15 protein-coding genes and 1 pseudogene are annotated in these 20,204 nt (G+C 73.5%); 1 reads left to right on the top strand and 15 read right to left on the bottom strand.

The annotated features are described in order from the left end of the window. Window positions 1-40 precede the first annotated feature (40 nt). The 12 genes from tmk to KV205_RS17260 all read right to left on the bottom strand — a co-directional run bounded on the left by tmk (window position 41) and on the right by KV205_RS17260 (window position 16,640). The gene (tmk, locus tag KV205_RS17315; RefSeq protein WP_265865269.1) at window positions 41-3,289 is read right to left on the bottom strand and encodes a dTMP kinase; all 3,249 of its coding nucleotides are present in this window, start codon (window positions 3,287-3,289) and stop codon (window positions 41-43) included. A gap of 106 nt (window positions 3,290-3,395) precedes the next feature. Further along, window positions 3,396-6,242, bottom strand: a complete 2,847-nt coding sequence (topA, locus tag KV205_RS17310; protein ID WP_265865268.1) for a type I DNA topoisomerase — start codon at window positions 6,240-6,242, stop codon at window positions 3,396-3,398. A gap of 216 nt (window positions 6,243-6,458) precedes the next feature. Then, the gene (locus KV205_RS17305) at window positions 6,459-6,656 is read right to left on the bottom strand and encodes a hypothetical protein (RefSeq protein ID WP_265865267.1); all 198 of its coding nucleotides are present in this window, start codon (window positions 6,654-6,656) and stop codon (window positions 6,459-6,461) included. Between the two features lie 209 nt (window positions 6,657-6,865). Beyond that, window positions 6,866-7,678: an ABC transporter permease gene (locus KV205_RS17300; RefSeq protein WP_265865266.1), complete on the bottom strand. Its 813-nt coding sequence runs from the start codon at window positions 7,676-7,678 to the stop codon at window positions 6,866-6,868. A gap of 35 nt (window positions 7,679-7,713) precedes the next feature. Continuing rightward, window positions 7,714-8,499 carry an ABC transporter permease gene (locus KV205_RS17295; RefSeq protein WP_265865265.1) on the bottom strand — a complete coding sequence of 262 codons (786 nt, stop codon included), beginning with the start codon at window positions 8,497-8,499 and terminating at the stop codon, window positions 7,714-7,716. Beyond that, window positions 8,496-9,530, bottom strand: coding sequence for an ABC transporter ATP-binding protein (locus KV205_RS17290; protein WP_265865264.1), 1,035 nt, complete (start codon window positions 9,528-9,530; stop codon window positions 8,496-8,498). Before KV205_RS17290 ends, KV205_RS17295 begins: the two co-directional genes overlap by 4 nt. A gap of 71 nt (window positions 9,531-9,601) precedes the next feature. After that, window positions 9,602-10,606: a helix-turn-helix domain-containing protein gene (locus KV205_RS17285; protein ID WP_265865263.1), complete on the bottom strand. Its 1,005-nt coding sequence runs from the start codon at window positions 10,604-10,606 to the stop codon at window positions 9,602-9,604. Further along, complete coding sequence (locus tag KV205_RS17280; protein WP_265865262.1) at window positions 10,603-12,171, bottom strand: methyltransferase; 1,569 nt, start codon at window positions 12,169-12,171, stop codon at window positions 10,603-10,605. The genes KV205_RS17285 and KV205_RS17280 overlap by 4 nt, the downstream gene beginning before the upstream one ends. Window positions 12,172-12,302: 131 nt before the next feature. After that, window positions 12,303-12,962 (bottom strand): small secreted protein, encoded by a 660-nt coding sequence (locus KV205_RS17275; protein WP_265865261.1) that lies wholly within the window; start codon window positions 12,960-12,962, stop codon window positions 12,303-12,305. 191 nt (window positions 12,963-13,153) lie between these two features. Then, the gene (locus KV205_RS17270) at window positions 13,154-15,508 is read right to left on the bottom strand and encodes a sodium-translocating pyrophosphatase (protein ID WP_265865260.1); all 2,355 of its coding nucleotides are present in this window, start codon (window positions 15,506-15,508) and stop codon (window positions 13,154-13,156) included. Window positions 15,509-15,766: 258 nt separating this feature from the next. Next, window positions 15,767-16,231 carry an ATP-binding protein gene (locus KV205_RS17265; protein ID WP_265865259.1) on the bottom strand — a complete coding sequence of 155 codons (465 nt, stop codon included), beginning with the start codon at window positions 16,229-16,231 and terminating at the stop codon, window positions 15,767-15,769. 55 nt (window positions 16,232-16,286) lie between these two features. Further along, complete coding sequence (locus tag KV205_RS17260; protein WP_265865258.1) at window positions 16,287-16,640, bottom strand: STAS domain-containing protein; 354 nt, start codon at window positions 16,638-16,640, stop codon at window positions 16,287-16,289. 79 nt (window positions 16,641-16,719) lie between these two features. On the opposite strand from KV205_RS17260, the gene KV205_RS17255 reads away from it, so the two are divergent. After that, the gene (locus tag KV205_RS17255) at window positions 16,720-19,278 is read left to right on the top strand and encodes a DEAD/DEAH box helicase (protein ID WP_265865257.1); all 2,559 of its coding nucleotides are present in this window, start codon (window positions 16,720-16,722) and stop codon (window positions 19,276-19,278) included. A 94-nt stretch (window positions 19,279-19,372) separates the two neighbouring features. Here KV205_RS17255 and KV205_RS17250 read toward each other — a convergent pair. The 3 genes and pseudogenes from KV205_RS17250 to KV205_RS17240 all read right to left on the bottom strand — a co-directional run. Then, a pseudogene (locus KV205_RS17250) lies at window positions 19,373-19,651 on the bottom strand (Rv3654c family TadE-like protein); the annotation flags it as partial. Further along, window positions 19,648-20,004, bottom strand: coding sequence for a TadE family type IV pilus minor pilin (locus KV205_RS17245; RefSeq protein ID WP_265865256.1), 357 nt, complete (start codon window positions 20,002-20,004; stop codon window positions 19,648-19,650). The gene KV205_RS17245 and the pseudogene KV205_RS17250, both read right to left, overlap by 4 nt. Next, window positions 19,991-20,128: a DUF4244 domain-containing protein gene (locus KV205_RS17240; RefSeq protein ID WP_265865255.1), complete on the bottom strand. Its 138-nt coding sequence runs from the start codon at window positions 20,126-20,128 to the stop codon at window positions 19,991-19,993. Before KV205_RS17240 ends, KV205_RS17245 begins: the two co-directional genes overlap by 14 nt. Window positions 20,129-20,204: the final 76 nt, after the last annotated feature.

Genomic DNA, 20,204 nt, shown 5'->3' with positions numbered 1-20,204 from the left:
ACGCGTTCCATTGTGGGGCACCGGACTGACACCCCGGCCGTCAGCGCCGGCGGCGGCGCTCCTCGTCGTCGTCCCCGAAGCCGCCGAGCAGTTCGTCGGCGAGCGTCGGCAGGTCGTCGAGCGGGGTCTCCTCCGCCCAGTCGGAGCGGCGGCGCGGCCGGCCCTGCTCGTCCAGCTGCGGCAGCTCGCGGGTCCGGTCGTTCGACCCCGCGTCCGCTTCGCGGGCGGCCTCGTCGCGGAAGAAGCCCTGCGGGACCCGGTCGGCCGGCTCGTCGCCCTGCACGGCCGGCAGCACGGCGGTCTCGTCCGCCGCCGGAGTCTCGCGAACAGTCTCACGAGCGGCCTCGCGGGGATCCCGGGTCTGCCGGGTCTCCCGGATCCGCGGGATGACCGTGGTCTCCTCGTCGAGCCGCACGATCGGGGTGGGCACGGTGACCTCGTTCGGCGAGACGGTCGGCGCCTCGTCCGCGGCCGGCGCCGCGGCCGGCTTCGCGCCCGGCGCCGCCTCCGGCTTCACCACCGGCGTCTCGACCGTGACCTCATTCGCCGACTCCTGCAGACGCTTCGCCTCGGCGGCCTTCGCCTCCGCCGCCTTGCGCTGCGCCTCCGCCGCGAGCCGCGCGGCCTCGGCCTGCGCCACGGCCTTCCGGGAAGCTTCCGCGGCGGCGGCTTCCTCGACGGCCTTGCGGGCCGCCTCCTCCGCCGCCTTCGCCGTGGCGGCCTCCGCCAGGCGGCGGGCCTCCTCGGCGCGGATCAGGGCCTCCTCGGCCTTGCGCTGCTTCTCCTTGCGGCGCTCCTCGGCCTCGGCCCGCAGCCGGGCCTCCTCCTCGGCCTGCTTACGGAGGCGTTCCTCCTCCTCGCGGCGGGCCTTCTCCTCGGCAGCGCGGCGCTTGCGCTCCTCCTCGGCCGCGATCCGGGCCTCCTCGGCGCGCTGCCGGGCCTCCTCCGCCTGGCGCTCGGCCTCAAGGCGGCGGGCCTCTTCCTCCTCGGCCTGGCGGCGGGCCTCCTCCTCGGCGCGCAGCTTGGCGAGCTGCTCCTGGCGCTCGCGCTCCAGGCGCTCCTCCTCGGCCTTGCGCGCGGCCTCTTCCTCGGCCTTCCGCCTGGCCTCCTCCTCGGCCTGGCGGCGGGCCTCCTCCTGGGCCTTCACCTCGGCCGCGGACAGCGGCAGCATCCGGTCGAGCCGGTGGCGTACGACGGTGGTGACGGCCGCGGGCTCCTGACCGGCGTCGACCACGAGGTAGCGGCCGGGGTCGCCGGCGGCGAGGGCGAGGAAACCGGCCCGCACGCGCGCGTGGAACTCGGGCGGCTCGGACTCCAGCCGGTCGGGGGCCTCGGTGAAGCGCTCGCGGGCGGTCTCCGGGGAGACGTCGAGGAGCACGGTGAGGTGCGGGACGAGCCCGCCGGTGGCCCAGCGGTTGATGCGGCTGATCTCGGTCGCGGACAGGTCGCGACCGGCGCCCTGGTAGGCGACGGACGAGTCGATGTAGCGGTCGGAGATCACCACGGCGCCCCGCTCCAGGGCGGGCCGGACCAGGGAGTCGACGTGCTCGGCGCGGTCGGCCGCGTACAGCAGCGCCTCGGCGCGGTTGGACAGGCCGGCGCTGGAGACGTCGAGCAGGATCATGCGGAGCCGCTTGCCGATCGGGGTGGCCCCGGGCTCGCGGGTGACGACGACCTCGTGGCCCTTGGCACGGATCCACTCGGCGAGCGCCTCGACCTGGGTGGACTTGCCGGCGCCGTCGCCGCCCTCCAGGGCGATGAAGAAGCCGGTCGGCGAGGGCGCCTGGACCGGGTCGGCGCCGCGCAGCGCGTCGCGCAGGTCGCGGCGGAGCGGGACGCCGGAGCGGTCGTCGGTCTTGGCGAGGACGAGCGCGGCGACCGGCAGCAGCAGCGCTCCGGTCAGCATCAGGGTGAAGGCGGCGCCGCCGTGGGCGAAGACGAAGTCGCCGGAGGCGAGCCGGTGCGGGCCGATCGCGGCGGCGAGCAGCGGGGCGGCGAGCGCGCCGATGCCCATGCCGACGCGGGCCACGGCCTGCAGGTGCTCGGTGACCCGGGGCCGGCGGGCCTCCTCGGTCTCCTGGTCCACGAGGCCGTGCCCGGTACCGGCGGCGACTCCGGCGGCGTAACCGGCAAGCGCGGCGATCGCGAGCACGGTCGCGGTGTCGGGCACCAGGCCCATGGCGAGCAGCGCGATGCCGGTGACGGTGATCGCGAGGGCGAGCAGCCGGCGCCGGGACAGCACGCTGAGGACGGATCCGGCGGTGCGGATGCCGACGGCGGTGCCGCCGCTGAGCCCGAGGATCAGCAGGGCGAAGGTGACGGGCCCGCCGCCCAGGTCGAAGGCGAGCAGCACGGAGACGGCGGCCGCGGCGGCGATCGCTGCGGCGACGGTGGCGCAGGCGAGGACGAGCAGCCCGAGGGCGCCGGTACGGCCCTTCTCGGGGCGCTTCTCGGCGCCGGGCTCACCGGAGGTCGGCCGGCGCAGGCCCTCCAGGGGCGAGCGGGGCCGCGGGGTGTGGCCGCCGGGCAGCGCGACGAAGGAGAGGACGTTCACGGACGCGGTGAACAGGCCGGCTGCGACGTACGAGCCGAGCGCGGCCTGGTGCTGCGAGAACCAGTCGATGCCGCTGCCGAGCAGGTTGCCGACGAGGGTGGCGAGCAGCAGGACCGCGGCGCCGGCGGGCACGGCGAGGAAGCCGGTGCGCAGGCTGAGCGTGCGCAGCGCGCCCAGGTGGTCGGGCAGCGGCCGGACCGCGGCGCCCTCGATCGGCGGGTCGGGCAGCAGCGCGGGCGCCGCGCCGTCCTTGGCGATCGTCCACAGGCGCTCGGCGGCGCCGGCCACGAAGACGGTGCCGAGCAGGAACCACAGCGCGTTGTCCGGGGTCCAGTCGATCCACAGCGGGGCGATGATCAGCAGCGCGATCCGCACCCCGTCGGCGCCGATCATGGTCCAGCGGCGGTCGAGCGGGCCGCTCGGCGCGGTCAGCGCGGTGAGCGGGCCGAGCAGGGCGGCGCCGAAGACGACGGCGGCGAGCAGCCGCGCGCCGACCACGGCGGCGACGGCGAGGGCCGCGCCCCGGGCGCCGCCGCCGAGGGCGCCGCCGACGAAGGACGCCTGGAGGCCGAGCAGGACCAGGACGAGGAGGGCGAGCGCGTCGCCCGTGCCGCCGACGAGCTGCGCGCTCCACAGCCTCCGCAGGGGCTGGTGGCGCAGGAGGGCCCGTACGGCACGCTCCCGGGAATCGGCGACGAGTGCGGCGTCGGTGTCTGGCTGCTCAGCTCGCGTCATCCGTCCACCCTATCCGGACGGCCCAGCTCCCCGTGGCCTTCGCCCGAACAAACAGACGGGGGGTGCGGGCCCGGTCGGCCCGCACCCCCCGCCGCTGTCGGCAAGGTCACTCCGGCTTGGCGGCCGCCGTCTTCTTCGCGGCAGCGGCCTTCGCCGTCGTCGTCTTCTTGGCCGTCGTGGTCTTCTTGGCGGCCGTCTTCTTCGCCGTGGTCGTCTTCTTCGCCGCCGTGGTCTTCTTGGCGGCGGTCTTCTTCGCGGGCGCCTTCTTGGCGGTCTTCTTCGCCGGGCCCTTGGCGCGCTTCTCGGCGAGCAGCTCGTAGCCGCGCTCGGGCGTGATCGTCTCCACGCTGTCGCCGGTGCGCAGGGTGGCGTTGGTCTCGCCGTCCGTCACGTACGGGCCGAAGCGCCCGTCCTTGACGACCACGGGCTTCTCGCTGACGGGGTCGGTGCCGAGCTCCTTCAGCGGCGGCTTGGCGGCGGCCCGGCCACGCTGCTTGGGCTGGGCGTAGATCGCCAGCGCCTCCTCCAGCGTGATGGTGAAGAGCTGGTCCTCGCTGGTCAGCGACCGCGAGTCGGTGCCCTTCTTGAGGTACGGGCCGTAGCGGCCGTTCTGCGCGGTGATCTCCACGCCCTCGGCGTCGGTGCCCACGACGCGCGGCAGCGACATCAGCTTGAGCGCCTCTTCGAGGGTGACGGTGTCGATCGACATCGTCTTGAAGAGGGAGGCGGTGCGCGGCTTGACCGCGTTCTTGCCGGTCTTCGGGGTGTCCTCGGGGAGGATCTCCGTCACGTACGGGCCGTAGCGGCCGGCCTTGGCGACGATCTGGTGGCCGCTGACCGGGTCGGTGCCCAGCTCGAAGTCGCCGCTCGGCTTGGCGAGCAGCTCCTCGGCGTACTCCACGGTGAGCTCGTCGGGCGCCAGGTCGTCGGGCACGTCGGCGCGCTGGTGGCCCTCCTGGTCCTTCTCGCCGCGCTCGACGTACGGGCCGTAGCGGCCGACACGCAGCACGATGCCGTTGCCGACGGGGAAGGAGGAGATCTCGCGGGCGTCGATGGCGCCGAGGTCGGTGACCAGCTCCTTCAGGCCGCCGAGGTGGTCGCCGTCGCCGTTGCCGGCGTCGGCGGCGCCGGAGCCCTCGCCGGCGCCGGGTCCGCCGCCCTCGCCGAAGTAGAAACGCTTCAGCCACGGCACGGACTGGGCCTCGCCGCGCGCGATGCGGTCGAGGTCGTCCTCCATGCGGGCGGTGAAGTCGTAGTCGACGAGCCGCCCGAAGTGCTTCTCCAGGAGGTTGACCACGGCGAAGGAGAGGAAGGACGGCACGAGGGCCGTGCCCTTCTTGAAGACGTAGCCGCGGTCGAGGATGGTGCCGATGATCGAGGCGTACGTCGACGGGCGGCCGATCTCGCGCTCTTCCAGCTCCTTGACCAGGGTGGCCTCGGTGTAGCGGGCGGGCGGCTTGGTGGCGTGCCCGTCGGCGGTGATCTCCTGGGCGGTCAGCGCGTCGCCCTCGGCGACCTGCGGCAGTCGCCGCTCGCGGTCGTCGAGCTCCGCGTTCGGGTCGTCGGCGCCCTCCACGTAGGCCTTCATGAAGCCGTGGAAGGTGATGGTCTTGCCGGAGGCCGTGAACTCGGCGTCGCGGCCGTCGGCGGCGGTGCCGCCGATCTTCACGGTGACCGAGTTCCCGGTCGCGTCCTTCATCTGGGAGGCGACGGTCCGCTTCCAGATCAGCTCGTAGAGCTTGAACTGGTCGCCGGTCAGGCCGGTCTCCGCGGGGGTGCGGAAACGGTCGCCCGACGGCCGGATCGCCTCGTGCGCCTCCTGCGCGTTCTTGACCTTGCCCGCGTAGACGCGCGGCTTGTCCGGCAGGTAGTCGGCGCCGTACAGCTGCGTGACCTGCGCGCGGGCCGCGCCGACCGCGGTGTCGGAGAGCACGGTGGAGTCCGTACGCATGTAGGTGATGAAGCCGTTCTCGTACAGCTTCTGCGCCACCTGCATGGTCGCCTTCGCACCGAAGCCGAGCTTGCGGCTGGCCTCCTGCTGGAGGGTGGTGGTGCGGAAGGGGGCGTACGGGGAGCGGCGGTACGGCTTCGACTCGACCGAGCGGACCGAGAAGCGGGTGTCGGCGAGGGAGGCGGCGAGCGCGCGGGCCTTCTCCTCGTCGAGGTGCAACACGTTCTCGCTCTTCAGCCGTCCGTCGGCGCCGAAGTCACGGCCCTGCGCGACGCGCTTGCCGTCGACCGTCGCGAGCCGCGCGGTGAGCGAGGACGGGTCGGAGGGGTCGCCGGCGCGGCCGGTGGCGAAGGTGCCGGTCAGGTCCCAGTACTCGGCGGAGCGGAAGGCGATGCGCTCGCGCTCGCGCTCGACGACGAGCCGGGTGGCGACGGACTGGACGCGGCCCGCGGACAGACCGCGCATGACCTTCTTCCACAGGACCGGCGAGACCTCGTAGCCGTAGAGGCGGTCGAGGATGCGGCGGGTCTCCTGGGCGTCGACCATCCGCTTGTTCAGCTCGCGCGGATTGCGCACGGCCTGCTGGATGGCGTCCTTGGTGATCTCGTGGAAGACCATGCGGTGCACCGGCACCTTGGGCTTCAGGACTTCCTGGAGGTGCCACGCGATGGCCTCGCCCTCGCGGTCCTCATCGGTGGCGAGGAAGAGCTCGTCGGACTCGGCGAGCAGCTCCTTGAGCTTCCTGACCTGCGCCTTCTTGTCGGCGTTGACGACATAGATGGGCTGGAAGTCATGGTCGACGTCGACGCCGAGCCGGCGCACCTCGCCGGTGTACTTCTCGGGCACCTCGGCGGCGCCGCTCGGGAGGTCGCGGATGTGCCCGACGCTCGCCTCGACGACGTAGCCGGGGCCGAGGTAGCCCTTGATCGTCTTCGCCTTGGCAGGCGACTCGACGATGACGAGTCGGCGGCCGCCCTGTGCGGTCTCGCTGGTCGGGGACAACTTCGCTCTTCTCTCCGGTCGACGCGGTCTGCGCTGGCACGCACGGCAGCGGCACGCACGGTGACGCTGCCGTCGCTGCGGAGTGTGACGGTACAACCCGCCCCCGTGTCAAACGGTGAAAGCCCGCAACGGCCACTCGAACGGTAACCCGACTCCTGCCCTTCCTGCCGCCCGGACTGCCGGACGGGGCCGCGTCACGTCGGCGGCGCGGGCACGTCACAGCCGGCCGAAGCACCAGATCCCGAGCAGCACGAAGACCGCGCCGAAGAGCACGGCGAGGGTCGCGGCGGCGCGCGGCGCGACCCCGAGGGCGACCGGCTCGCCCTGCCGTACCCGGACCCCCGTCCAGAGCAGCAGTGCGGCCCCGAACAGCGTGAACGCCGCTCCCGCGAAGATCGCCGGCCCGCTCTCCATGCCCGTACCCCGTTCCCTCGCCGTTCCCTCACCCATGGCCTCAAGGGCTCCGGAGCCGAGGCTGGCACCTCCCGGCGTCAGGAGGGCGAATTCCCGGTGAACGGCGCGGAGGGTCCCGAACGGTTTCACGAGGATGGCCGGTACTCAGCCGGTGCTCAGCCGGTGCTCAGCCGGTGCTCATACGGGACGTCCGTCACAGGGGATGTGCGTCACAGGACGTCGAGCGTGGCGCGGCGCCGGCTGCCGCGCTCGAAGAGGGCGAGCAGGGCGACGGCGAGGACCGCGTACCCGGCGCAGACGAGGAGCTCGGCGCCGAGCAGCCGCCCGTCGAGCCCACCGCCCGCGGTGAGCCGGCGCGCCGCGTCGGCCGCGTGGGTCAGCGGCAGCAGCTCGCCGGTGGCGCGCATCCAGCCGGGCAGGGTGTCGCGGGGCACGGCCGCGCCGGTGAGCAGGAGCAGGGCGGAGCTCGCCACGTTGGACACCAGGAACACATCGCGGAAGCGCAGCCCGAGCGCGCCGAGCGCGAGCCCGAAGGCCGAGCAGGCGGCGGCCCCGGAGAGCAGCACGAGCCCGAGCCCGGGCAGTGCCCCGGCCGGCACGGGCAGACCGAGCAGCGTCGCGGCGGCGGCGAGCACGACGACGCTGACGAACAGACCGTTGAGGACATACGGCAGGGCGCGGCCGGTCCACAGCGGAACCCGGTGCCGGGGCGAGAGCAGGACGGCCCCGAGGGTGCCGTACCGGCGCTCGTTGGCGACGGCCATGGTGCCGCCGTACACGCAGGAGGCGGAAGCCGCGAGCACGGCGTTCCCGACGAGATGGAAACGGTCGTCGGCGACCCCGAGTTCCCGCCCGAGGAAGACGAAGAAGAAGACCTGGAGCAGCGGCCCGACCAGCAGCGTTCCGATGAACATCGGCGGGGTCGTCCAGTTGAACAGGGCGCGGTACGAGAGGGCTCCGCCGACGAGGACGAGCCGCGCCGGCCTGAGGAAACGGAACATCAGCAGGGCCTTTCGGGGCATCGGGCCACGGGGGCACGGGGTCACGGGGTCACGGGTCAGGCGAGGGCGAGGGACGCGGCGCCCCGGGCCCGGCGCTCCACGCGGCCGAGCACGAGGACGGCGGCGAGCGCGTAACCGGCGCCGAGCGCGGCGGCGACGAGCAGCGGTTCCAGGACCTCCGCGGCGGACGGGCCGCCGGAGGTCGCCGCGTGCACGGCCCGCGCGCCCCAGGTGGTGGGCAGCGCCCAGGAGATCGGCTGGGTCCAGGCGGGCAGCACGGTCACCGGCACGAGCAGCCCGGAGAGCAGCCAGATCGGCGTGTCGAGCGGGTTGGCCAGGGCGTTGGCATTGCGCAGCAGCACGAAGGTGGCGGCCAGGAGCAGCCCCATCATCCCGAGGGAGAGCACGCAGACCGGGACGGCGAGGAGGAAGAGCAGCGGGTGCGCGAAGTCCAGCGGCACCCCGAAGAGGACCACGCCCCACAGCACTGTCGCGCCCATGGCGTACGTGCCGATGACGGCGGTCGCGAGGGTGACGGGCAGCAGGACGAGGGCGAGCGGGGTCGGCGCGGCGACCAGGGTCTCCAGGGTGCCGAGCCAGCGCTGGTTCTGCACGGCGCCGCCGGAGCCGAAGAGCACCGAGCCCCAGATGCCCATGAGACCGGCGCCGACGGAAGCGGTGAGCAGCCGGTCGGGGTCCCCGGCGGCGCGGAAGAGGTAGACGGCGAGGGTGGCGTAGACGAGCGGGACGAGGGCGGCGAAGGTGATCTCGAGCGGCGAGCGCGACATGTACGAGACATGGGTGCGGACGCCGACGGCGATCAGCCGCAGGACCCGGATCACGCGGTCATCTCCGTCATCTCCGTCAGGTCGCGGGCCCGCTCGTCGCCGCCCGGGTCCTGGGAGTCCTCGCCCTCCACCAGGGCGATGTAGGCGTCCTCCAGGGAGGGTTCGCGGCTGACGACCCGTCCGACGCGTACGCCGTCGAGCGCCGCCAGGACCGGCGCGTGCAGCTCGGCGCCCCGGTCGGTCTGCACGCTCAGGGCCTGCACGGTGCCGCGCTCCTCCACGGCGACGCCCCGCACGCCGGGCACGCGCCGGACGCCGTCGAGCACGTCCTCGCCCACCCCGTACACCTCGATCTCCAGCACGTCCCGGTCTCCGACCCGGGCCTTGAGGCTCTCCGGCGTGCCGAGGGCACGGATCCGGCCGCCCGCGATGACGGCGACGCGGCCGCACAACTCGTCGGCCTCCGCCATGTAATGCGTGGTGAGCAGCACGGTCGTGCCGCCGGCGGCGAGGTCGGCGACGGTACGGCGCAGATCGCGCGCGGCGACCGGGTCCACGCCGATCGACGGCTCGTCGAGGAACAGCACCTCGGGCCGGTGCAGCAGCCCGCGAGCGATGTGCAGCCGCTGCCGCATGCCGCGCGAGTAGCCCTCGACGCGCTCCCGCTCGCGGCCCGAGAGGCCGACCAGGTCGAGGAGTTCGGCGATCCGCCGCTTCTGGTCGCGGGCCTCGACCCCGTACAGCTCGGCGAAGTAGCGCAGGTTGTCGAGCGCGCTGAGCCGGTCGTAGAGGCCGCGGTCGCCGCCGAAGACATAGCCGATGCGCCGGCGTACGGCGACGGGGTCGCGGGCCACGTCGTGCCCGCACACCCGGGCCGTGCCGGAGGTCGGCAGCAGCAGCGTGTTGAGCATCTTGATGGTGGTGGTCTTCCCGGCGCCGTTCGGCCCGAGCAGGCCGAAGAGTTCGCCGGGTGCCACGTCGAAGGTGACCCCGCGCACGGCCTCGGTCTCGGTCCGGCGCGGCCGGAGCCAGCCGGTCCTGCTGGTGTAGGTGCGGCGCAGCGCGTCCGCCTCGATAGCGAGCATGGGGCGGAGTCTGGCCAGGCCGGCCGGGCCCGGGCCATCGATTCGGGAGCGCCCGAATCGTCAGGTACTCGTCAGGCGATCGCGCTCAGCACTTCCTGCCCGGCGAGGAGCGCGAGCAGCGAACGGCCGGTGTCCGTCAACTGGTAGTAGACCGAGCGGCCCACCCGGTGGCGGGTGACGACGCCCGCGCCGGACAGCAGCGACAGGTGCTCGGAGACGGTGCTGGGCGCCAGGCCGAGCCGGTCGGCGAGCCCGGCCGTGGTGAGCGGTCCGCCCAGCTCGCGCAGGACGGCGGCCCGGCCGCGGCCGAGGAGCAGCCCGAGCCGGTCGTCGGCCGCGGGCTCGGCCGGTTCGCGCAGGGCGGCGGCGCCCCGCGCCTGGAAGGAGACGGCGAGGACCTCGGGGTCGTCGGTCGAGTAGAGCCGGCAGCCCTCGGCGAAGACCAGCGGCACGAGCACGAGCCGCCGCTCCCCCGCCGCGTACTCCGCCTCGGTGTACTTGGTCAGTTCGAGCACCGGCCGCTGCCAGCGCGCCCGGCTCTCCAGTCCGCTGAACAGAGCGTCGACGCCCTCGGTCGCGAAGGTCCGGGCCCGGACCAGGACTTCGTCCTCGACAAGGCGTCGCATCACCGGCCAGTACGGGGCGATCGCCTCCTCCCACCAGGCCGCGTACGCGTCGGCGAGCGCCCCGCACGCCGCCTCGGGGTCCGTCAGAAAGGGCCGCAGGAACGGCGCTTCGGCCAGGCCGGGGTAGTAGTAGTCGGCGAGGGCGCGCACGGCGGCCGGCTCGGTGGCCCGCAGCAGGTCCAGCTCCTCGTACACATCGGGGGTGCCGACCGGTTGGGGCAGCAGGAAGTCCGTGAACTCGCCCGCGCTCTGGGCGAACAGCTCCCACAGCGGGCGCAGCCGGTCGTCCTCCCGCCACACCGCGCGGGCGTGCCCCACCCATTCCTGGTACGGCCAGGAGGGGCTGCGCCCGGGCAGCTGGAGGTGGAGGGCGCAGAAGGCGTCCCGCAGCGGGCTCATGGCGATCCGGGTCGCGCCGAGCGCGGCCTCGTCGAGCTCGATCCGTATCAAGCAGCGCCCCCGTCCCTGTCGCCGGCCGGCAGCAGGAAGCCCTCCTCGACGAGCAGCCGGATGGCCTGCGGGGTGCGGTCCCGCAGCATGACCGGGTCCTCGCCGGTGAGCTGGCCGATGGCGTCGAGGATGCGTCCGGCGCTGAGCGTGCCGTCGCAGACGCCCGCGAAGCCGGCGGCGACGTGGTCGACCCGGGTGGCGCGGCGCATGCCCCGGTTCTGCCGCAGCAGCACGTGCTCGGGGTCCTCGGCGCCGGGCAGCCCGACCTGCTCCTGCACGACCTCGGGCGCGAGGACGAAGGAGTCGGCGAGCAGGGCCGCGTCGTCGTGGCCGCGCAGATAGTCCTGGCGCTCGAAGTGCGACCGCACGGTGGCGCCGAGCGGCTGCTCGACCGGGTGCGGCCACTCCTCGACGACGATCGAGGGCTCGACCGTGCCGACGGCCACGGCCGCGTTCCTGCGGAGGGTGATCCAGCCGAAGCCGATCGCCTTGGTCTTGCGCTCCTCGAACTCGTCGAGCCACCGCCCGTACGCCGCGCGGTACGCCTCCGGGTCGCCCTGGTGGTCGCCGCTGTCGCGCAGCCACAGCTCGGTGTACTGGGTGATGTCCTGGATCTCGCGCTGCACGATCCAGGCGTCGCAGCCGGCCGGCACCCAGGAGCGCAGCCGGTCCTGCCACTCCTCGCCCTCGACGTGCTGCCAGTTGGCGAGGAACTGGGCGAACCCGCCGTCGTTGAGCCGGTCCCCGGCCTGCTGCACGAGCGTGCGGCACAGGTCGTCGCCGCCCATCCCGCCGTCCCGGTAGGTCAGTCCGGCGCCGGGAGAGATCACGAACGGCGGGTTGGAGACGATCAGGTCGTACGTGTCGCCGTCGACGGGCTCGAAGAGCGAGCCGGTCAGCAGCTCGGCGCCGCGCGCCCCGGAGAGGGCGAGGGTGAGCCGGGTGAAGTCCAGGGCCCGCGGGTTGAGGTCGGTGGCGGTGACCAGGGTGGCGTGCTGCGCGGCGTGCAGGGCCTGGATGCCGGAGCCGGTGCCGAGGTCGAGCGCGGTGTCGACCGGGGTGCGGACGGTGATGCCGGCGAGGGTGGTGGAGGCCCCGCCGACGCCGAGGACGACGGCCGCGCCGGCCACGTCGCGGCCCTGCTTGCCGATGCCGCCGGCTCCGCCGACGGCGCAGCCGAGGTCGGAGACGATGAACCAGTCCTCGCCGTCCGGTCCTCCGTACGGCCGGACGTCGACGGTGGCGCGCACCGCGCCGTCCTCGGCCGTCACCCAGCCGTCGGCGAGGGCCTCGTCGAGCGGGAGCGCGGCGGCGGCCCGCGCCGTGTCGACGTCCTGCTGGAGCAGGAAGAGCCGGACGAGGGTCTCCAGCGGGGAGTCCCCTCGGGTGGCGCGCAGGGCGGGCACGGTCTCGCTGCGCGCGAGGGCCGCGTAGGCCTGGGCGCCGAGCAGGTCGAGCAGGCCGTCGGCGGTGAAGTCGGCGGCGAGCAGGGCCTCGCGCAGTCGGGCGGCGTGCGTGGGCACCGGAAGGCTGGGGGTCGTGCTGGTCGTACTCACATGCCCCATTGTGGCGGCCGCCACCGACTTCGGCAGCCACCGACGTCCCTGAACCGTCCCGGAGCCGACCCGGAGGGGCCCCGGAGCCACCGGGCGCCCGGACGTCCGGGTGCCCGACGTCCGGGTGCTTCCTGTGCGGCCTACTCCTCGGTCTTCGCCGAGGCGGAGGGCTTGGCCGCCGGGGTCTTGGCCGCCGGGGTCTTGGTGCCCGCGTCGGGGGCGCCGGCCTTCGGGGAGGCGCTCGGCGGCACAGACGCCTTCGGCGTCTGGCAGCCGGGCTGCTTGGCCATGGCCTGGCCGAGCTCGCCGGCCTGGAGCTTGGCGACGGCGTCCTGGTCCATGTTCTGGATCTTCGCCAGGTTGTCGGAGACGACCTTGAGCCCGTCCGCGAACTTCTGCTGGTTCGTGGTGTCCAGCGCGTCGACCTGCTTCTTCAGCCCGTCGTAGGCCACGGCCGTGGCGTTGAGCTCCTTGATGGCGTCCTGCTGGATCTTCTGGCCGTTGTCGACCGGCGGAGCGCCGGCGCTCTCGACGGCCTTGGCGAGCGCCCGGTCGGCGTCGGCGATGTCCTGGAAGGCCTTCGAGTCGGCGGCCTTGATCGTCTCGGGCTTGCTGTCGGCCGCGGTGGAGATGATCAGCTGGTTGGCGTTGGCCCGCTTCTGGATCTGCGGCTGCGCCTGGTCGCAGAACGTCTTGGCCCAGTCGTTGACCTTGTCGCCCTCGTCGTCGCTGCTGCATCCGGACAGCACGAGCACCAGTACCGCGCCGCCGGACAGTGCGGCCGCAAGCTTCTTGTTCACCGGATCGGTCCCTTCCAAGGCTCTCGGCCCCGGAACATACACGCCGGACGGACGGCTTCCACCGATCGTGCGACTGATTCATCCGATATTGCAGCCTTTTGAACCAAGGAAGCAGGGGCGGACGTCACGTCAGAACGCGCCGCCCGCCCCTGCTTTGACGAGAACTCATCAAGCTGTCGGGGAGCCTCCGTTCACGGTGCGACGGCGGCGTCCTTCGACGTGCCGTCGCGCTCCGCCGAGTCGTCGCCGACGGCCACCGAACGCCGCTTGGAGACCCGGACCGCCGCCACGATCACACCGATCGCGAGCACCGCGACCAGGGCCCGCAGCCAGGGGCTCGCGTCGGCCCCGAAGCTGAACTGCACGACCGCCGGCGCGATCAGCAGCGCGACCAGGTTCATCACCTTCAGGAGCGGGTTGATCGCCGGCCCCGCGGTGTCCTTGAAGGGGTCGCCGACGGTGTCGCCGATCACGGTCGCGGCGTGCGCGTCGCTGCCCTTGCCGCCGTGGTGCCCGTCCTCCACCAGCTTCTTCGCGTTGTCCCACGCGCCGCCGGAGTTGGCGAGGAAGACGGCCATCAGCGCGCCGGTGCCGATGGCGCCCGCGAGGTACGAGCCGAGCGCGCCGACGCCGAGGGAGAAGCCGACCGCGATCGGGGCCGTCACGGCGAGCAGCCCGGGCGTGGCGAGCTCGCGCAGCGCGTCCTTGGTGCAGATGTCGACGACCCGCCCGTACTCCGGTTTCTCGGTGTAGTCCATGATCCCGGGGTGCTCGCGGAACTGCCGCCGCACCTCGTACACCACCGCCCCGGCCGACCGGGAGACGGCGTTGATCGCGAGTCCGGAGAAGAGGAAGACGACCGCGGCGCCGAGGATCATCCCGAAGAGGTTGTTGGGCTGCGAGATGTCCATGGAGAGGTTGGCCTCGCCGGCCCTGGCCCCGACGTCGGCGACGGCGGTCGCGATGGCGTCCCGGTAGGAGCCGAAGAGCGCGGAGGCGGCGAGGACGGCGGTGGCGATCGCGATGCCCTTGGTGATCGCCTTGGTGGTGTTGCCGACGGCGTCGAGGTCGGTGAGCACCTGCGCCCCGGCGCCCTCCACGTCGCCGGACATCTCGGCGATGCCCTGCGCGTTGTCGGAGACCGGTCCGAAGGTGTCCATGGCGACGATCACGCCGACCGTGGTGAGCAGCCCGGTCCCGGCCAGGGCCACCGCGAACAGCGCCAGCATGATGGAGGCGCCGCCGAGCAGGAAGGCGCCGTAGACGGCGAGCCCGATGAGCAGCGCCGTGTAGACGGCCGACTCCAGGCCGATGGAGACGCCGGCGAGGACGACGGTGGCGGGGCCGGTGAGCGAGGACTTGCCGATGTCGCGGACCGGACGCCGGCCGGTCTCCGTGAAGTAGCCGGTGAGCTGCTGGATCAGCGCGGCGAGCACGATGCCGATGGCGACCGCGACCAGGGCGAGGATCCGCGGGTCGCCGTCGTGGGCGGTGATGCCGGGCTCGGTGACGCCGTCGAGCTCGGCGTAGGAGGACGGCAGATAGGCGAAGGCGACGACGGCCACCAGGGCGAGGGAGATCACCGCGGAGAGGAAGAAGCCGCGGTTGATGGCGGTCATCCCGCTGCGGTCGGTGCGCCGCGGGGCCACCGCGAAGATGCCGATCATCGCGGTGACCACGCCGATCGCCGGGACGAGCAGCGGGAAGGCGAGGCCGAGGTCGCCGAAGGCGGCCTTGCCGAGGATGAGGGCGGCGACCAGGGTCACGGCGTACGACTCGAAGAGGTCGGCGGCCATGCCCGCGCAGTCGCCGACGTTGTCGCCCACGTTGTCGGCGATGGTGGCGGCGTTGCGCGGGTCGTCCTCGGGGATGCCCTGCTCGACCTTGCCGACCAGGTCCGCGCCGACGTCGGCGGCCTTGGTGAAGATGCCGCCGCCGACCCTCATGAACATGGCGATGAGCGCGGCGCCCAGGCCGAAGCCCTCCAGGACCTTCGGCGCGTCGGCGGCGTAGACGAGCACCACGCAGGACGCGCCGAGCAGACCGAGCCCGACGGTGAACATGCCGACCACGCCACCCGTACGAAACGCGATCTTCATCGCCCGGTGCGACACATCCGTCAGGTTCCTCGCCGGTTCGCCCTCGGCCGGGGTCGCCTCACGGGCCGCCGCGGCGACCCGGACGTTCGCCCGCACCGCGAGCCGCATGCCGACATATCCGGTGACGGCCGAGAAAAGCGCGCCGACCAGGAAGAACAGTGAGCGTCCGGCCCGCTGCGACCAGTCGTCGGCGGGCAGCAGGAACAGCAGGAAGAACACGACGACGGCGAAGACGCCGAGGGTGCGCAGCTGCCGGGCGAGATACGCGTTGGCGCCCTCCTGCACCGCCGCCGCGATCTGCTTCATCTTCTCCGTGCCCTCGCCGGCCGAGAGGACCTGCCGGACGAGGAGCTGGGCGACGACCAGCGCCGCGAGCGCGACGCCCGCGACGACGACCACGATCACGCGGTTCTCCTGAGTGAGCACCGCGGCTGCGAGACCCGCCATTCCGTCCTCCTTGACGACGCGAGGTCAAGACAAGCCGGATTGTAAGGACGGAAACCTGATCAAAACAGGTCGCCGCAATGGTAATTCCCGAATACCTCACAAGTACCGCCGAATGCGGTAATGCCCTCAAAGCATTCCCGACCGGGCGCCCGGTCGCGAGGGGAGGTGTGGGCCCGGGCATGAAAAAGAGGCCCTGCGGGGCAGGGCCTCTTCTCGTTCTCGGGTCCGTCGCGCCGGGCGGGCCGGGCGGCGGAGGTGTCAGGCGAGCGCGGCGTCCGGGTTGGCGGGCCAGCTCATCCTGATGGTGCCGCCGTCCTCGCCGGCGCTCACCTCGACATCGTCGACGAGCCCGCGGATCACCGCGAGACCCATCTCGTCCTCGCCGCCGGCGTCGTCGAAGTCCTCGGCAGGTGCCGGGGCCGCGTCCCGCTCACCGGGCACACCGGCGGCATCCGCTGCCGCCACGCCCGCGCCGGGCACCTCGTCGCCGACCTCGATGGAGAAGGACTTCTCCTCCTCGGTCAGCACGACCCGGACCGGGGTGGTGACCCCGTTGCTGCGATGCAGCCCCACCGCGCGGGAACAGGCCTCGCCGACGGCGAGCCGGACCTCGTCGAGGACCGCCTCGTCGACCCCGGCCCGGCGCGCGACCGCGGCGGCCACCAGACGGGCCGTGCGGACGTGCTCGGGCTGGGCGCTGAAGAGCAGTTCAACGGTGGCCATGCGATCCCCCTGGGATTCTCGGCGGCTGCACGGGACGACGACTGACCGCGCGGGCTCAGTCGGCCGCGTTGATGGCCTCTTCGACCGAGGTGTGGATCGGGAACACCTTGGTCAGACCGGTGATCCGGAAGATCTTCAGAATGCGCTCCTGGTTGCAGACCAGGCGCAGCGATCCCTCGTGCGCGCGCACGCGCTTCAGACCGCCCACCAGCACGCCGAGGCCGGTCGAGTCGAGGAAGTCCACGCCTTCCATGTCGACAACCAGGTGGTAGCTGCCGTCGTTCACCAACTCGACCAACTGCTCGCGCAGCTTGGGCGCGGTATACACATCAATCTCGCCACCGACCTCGACGACCGTACGGTCGCCATTGGGGCCGGGCACAGTGCGAGTCGACAGAGACAGGTCCACGGGTCCTCCAGCACCTAGCTATCGAGCGGCCGTCCCTCGGGTCTCCCGGGCGGAGCCACGGGACGGATCGCCGGCCGCGATGGCATTCAATCACTTACCGGCAGCCATGCACGACGCCTTGGGAGCATTGTCCGTCACGCCGGTGACACACTCGGAGCCGATGGCCAAGAATCACCGCCCCCGCCGACCCACGGGAGAAACGGGCAGCCGCCCCTCTCCCGGCGAGGTCCTCGACCGGCTCTCGCGAGGCGAGAGCCGGGCCGCGCGCATCACTCATACGGAGCACATGCCCGCCCGCGAGGGCCGGCATGCCGTGTGGCCGCACCGCATCCGGGCGGAAGTGATCGCGGCCGTCGAGCAGGCCGGGATCGAGCATCCCTGGGCCCACCAGGCGGAAGCCGCCGAGCACGCCCTGGACGGCAGCTCGGTGGTGATCGCCACCGGAACCGCCTCGGGCAAGTCGCTCGCCTATCTCACCCCCGTCCTCTCCACCCTCCTGGACGGCTCCGAGGCCGCGAACGGACGCGGCACGACCGCCCTGTACCTCGCGCCCACCAAGGCCCTCGCCGCCGACCAGCGGCGCGCCGTGCGCGCCCTCGCCGCCCCGCTCGGCAACCGGATCCGCCCCGCCGTCTACGACGGCGACACGCCGGTCGAGGAGCGCGAGTGGGTCCGCCAGTACGCGAACTACGTGCTCACCAACCCCGACATGCTGCACCGGGGCATCCTCCCGTCCCACCCCCGCTGGTCCTCCTTCCTTCGTTCCCTGCGCTATGTCGTCGTCGACGAGTGCCACACCTACCGCGGCGTCTTCGGCTCCCACGTCGCCCAGGTACTGCGCCGGCTGCGCCGGATCTGTGCCCGTTACGGCTCCGAGCCGGTGTTCCTGCTGGCCTCGGCCACCTCCGCCGAGCCCGCCCTCGCCGCCGGCCGCCTCACCGGCCTCCCGGTCACCGAGGTCGCCGACGACGCCTCCCCGCGCGGCGAACTGGTCTTCGCCCTGTGGGAGCCGCCGCTGACCGAGCTGCACGGCGAGCAGGGCGCTCCGGTCCGCCGCACCGCCACCGCCGAGACCGCCGACCTGCTGACCGACCTGACCGTGCAGGGCGTCCGCTCGGTCGCCTTCGTACGCTCCCGGCGCGGCGCCGAGCTGATCTCGGTGATCGCCCAGGAACGCCTCGCCGAGGTCGACCGCTCCCTGGCCCGCCGGGTCGCCGCCTACCGGGGCGGCTACCTGCCCGAGGAGCGGCGCGCCCTGGAGCAGGCCCTGCACTCCGGCGAACTCCTCGGCCTGGCCGCCACCACCGCCCTGGAGCTCGGCGTGGACGTCTCCGGCCTCGACGCCGTGGTGATCGCCGGCTACCCCGGCACCCGGGCCTCCCTGTGGCAGCAGGCCGGCCGCGCCGGGCGCACGGGCGAGGGCGCGCTCGCGGTCCTGGTCGCCCGCGACGACCCGCTGGACACCTTCCTGGTCCACCACCCCGAGGCGATCTTCCAGCAGCCCGTCGAGTCCACCGTCCTCGACCCCGACAACCCCTACGTCCTCGCCCCGCATCTGTGCGCCGCCGCGGCCGAGCTGCCGCTCACCGACGCCGACCTGGCCCTCTTCGGCCCGGCCGTGCCCGGACTGCTGCCCCAGCTGGAGTCCGCCGGACTGCTCCGCCGCCGCTCCACCGGCTGGTACTGGACCCGCCGCGAGCGGGCCGCCGACCTCACCGACATCCGGGGCGGCGGGGGCAGCCCCGTCCGGATCGTCGAGTCCGGCACCGGCCGGCTGCTCGGCACGGTCGACGAGGCCGCCTCCCACACCGCCGTCCACGAGGGCGCCGTCCACCTCCACCAGGGCCGGACCTATCTCGTCCGCGAGCTCGACCTCAAGGACTCCGTGGCCCTCGTCGAGGAGGCGAACCCGCCCTACTCGACCGTCGCCCGCGACACCACCTCCATCTCCGTCCTGTCCACCGACACCGAGATCCCCTGGGGAGCCGGCCGCCTCTGCTACGGCTCCGTCGAGGTCACCAACCAGGTCGTCTCCTTCCTCCGCCGCCGTCTGATCACCGGCGAGGTGCTCGGCGAGACCAAGCTCGACCTGCCGCCCCGCACCCTGCGCACCCGGGCCGTGTGGTGGACGGTCACCGAGGACCAGCTCGACGGCGCCCGGATCAACCCGGAGATCCTCGGCGGTGCCCTGCACGCCGCCGAACACGCCTCCATCGGCATGCTCCCGCTCTTCGCCACCTGCGACCGCTGGGACATCGGCGGCGTCTCCGTGCCGCTCCACCCCGACACCCTGCTGCCGACGGTCTTCGTCTACGACGGGCACCCCGGCGGCGCCGGCTTCGCCGAGCGCGCCTTCCACACCGCCCGCGCCTGGCTCGACGCCACCCGCGAGGCCATCGCCTCCTGCGAGTGCGACGCCGGCTGCCCGTCCTGCATCCAGTCCCCCAAGTGCGGCAATGGCAACGACCCGCTCCACAAGCGCGGCGCCGTCCGCCTCCTCACGGAACTCCTCCGCGGCGCTCCGGACGAGGGGGTCGAGGGGGCCGAGGGAGCCACGGCGGAGGGAGCCCCGCACGGGGACGCGCCTGGTTCCCAGGCCGGCCGGCCGAATCTTCCGGGCCCGGCGGCGGCCCCGTAGGACTCCGCCGGCCGGGGAACACCCCGGGGCCTGCTGGGCCCGCTCGCGATCTGACCTCGCTCGCCCACGGACCGACGGCGACCCTCGCGGTGACGTCCGCGATGTCCTCACGGACCCGGCAGCGCAGCAGAGCGGCGCCCTGGACGGCCGCCACCCGGGTCGCGACGGCACACGCGTCCGCCTCGCCCCACAGCGCCCTGTCGGCGGCGGCGAGGGCGGCCAGGTCGGCCGCACCGCCTGCGCGGTGCCGGGCCGTGACCACCTGGCCGAGTGCGAGCACCGCACCGAACACCACGCACAGAGCGCACGCGGCGAACGCGGTCCACACCGTCGCCGCTCCCCGGTCCGCCCGGGCCGCCCGCCGCCGGTTCATGCCATCACCTCCCCCACCGTGTCCTCGGCGAGCGCCGCCGCCCCGGCCCGCAGGGTCAGCCCCAGGCCGCCGGGCCCGGGCGCGGCCGCCTCGACGGTCACCCGCCACAGCTCGCCCTCCCGCACCACGGTCACCCGGGCTCCGTCGGGGGCGGCCGCCCGGGCCGCCGCCTCGGCGGCCGGCACCGGCTCGGAGCGGGCCACCGCCCGCGCCCCGGCCCTGGCGGCGTCCACGCACTGGATCTGCCCGGCGGCGGCCGCCAGCGCCCACAGCAGCGCCGCCGTGAACAGCACGAGCGCCGGCAGCGCGACCGCCGTCTCCGCGGTCACCGAGCCCCGGTCAGAACGGCACATCGAGAGCCTTCCCGATCACCGATTCCAGGGCCTCGGAGACCGTGCCGCTGGTGAGCACCTTGTAGAGCACGGCGGCGAAGGCCGCCGCGGCGATGGTGCCCATCGCGTACTCGGTGGTGCTCATCCCCGCGTCCCGCCGCGCCGCGGCCCTCCGGGCCCGCCACCACGCACCCAGCCGCTTCCTGACCTGCGTCTGCGTC

It is taken from the genome of Streptomyces sp. SKN60, assembly GCF_026236535.1.
Lineage (GTDB): Bacteria > Actinomycetota > Actinomycetes > Streptomycetales > Streptomycetaceae > Streptomyces.
This window is presented reverse-complemented; position numbering and strand designations above follow the sequence as displayed.

What these genes read in the sequence shown, in the direction of transcription:
- tmk (WP_265865269.1), bottom strand. Translation starts at nt 3,289, where the DNA reads ATGACGCGAGCTGAGCAGCCAGACACCGACGCCGCACTCGTCGCCGAT.
- KV205_RS17245 (WP_265865256.1), bottom strand. Translation starts at nt 20,004, where the DNA reads ATGTGCCGTTCTGACCGGGGCTCGGTGACCGCGGAGACGGCGGTCGCG.
- KV205_RS17265 (WP_265865259.1), bottom strand. Translation starts at nt 16,231, where the DNA reads ATGGCCACCGTTGAACTGCTCTTCAGCGCCCAGCCCGAGCACGTCCGC.
- KV205_RS17240 (WP_265865255.1), bottom strand. Translation starts at nt 20,128, where the DNA reads ATGAGCACCACCGAGTACGCGATGGGCACCATCGCCGCGGCGGCCTTC.
- KV205_RS17255 (WP_265865257.1), top strand. Translation starts at nt 16,720, where the DNA reads ATGGCATTCAATCACTTACCGGCAGCCATGCACGACGCCTTGGGAGCA.
- KV205_RS17300 (WP_265865266.1), bottom strand. Translation starts at nt 7,678, where the DNA reads ATGCCCCGAAAGGCCCTGCTGATGTTCCGTTTCCTCAGGCCGGCGCGG.
- KV205_RS17305 (WP_265865267.1), bottom strand. Translation starts at nt 6,656, where the DNA reads ATGGAGAGCGGGCCGGCGATCTTCGCGGGAGCGGCGTTCACGCTGTTC.
- KV205_RS17290 (WP_265865264.1), bottom strand. Translation starts at nt 9,530, where the DNA reads ATGCTCGCTATCGAGGCGGACGCGCTGCGCCGCACCTACACCAGCAGG.
- KV205_RS17270 (WP_265865260.1), bottom strand. Translation starts at nt 15,508, where the DNA reads ATGGCGGGTCTCGCAGCCGCGGTGCTCACTCAGGAGAACCGCGTGATC.
- KV205_RS17280 (WP_265865262.1), bottom strand. Translation starts at nt 12,171, where the DNA reads ATGGGGCATGTGAGTACGACCAGCACGACCCCCAGCCTTCCGGTGCCC.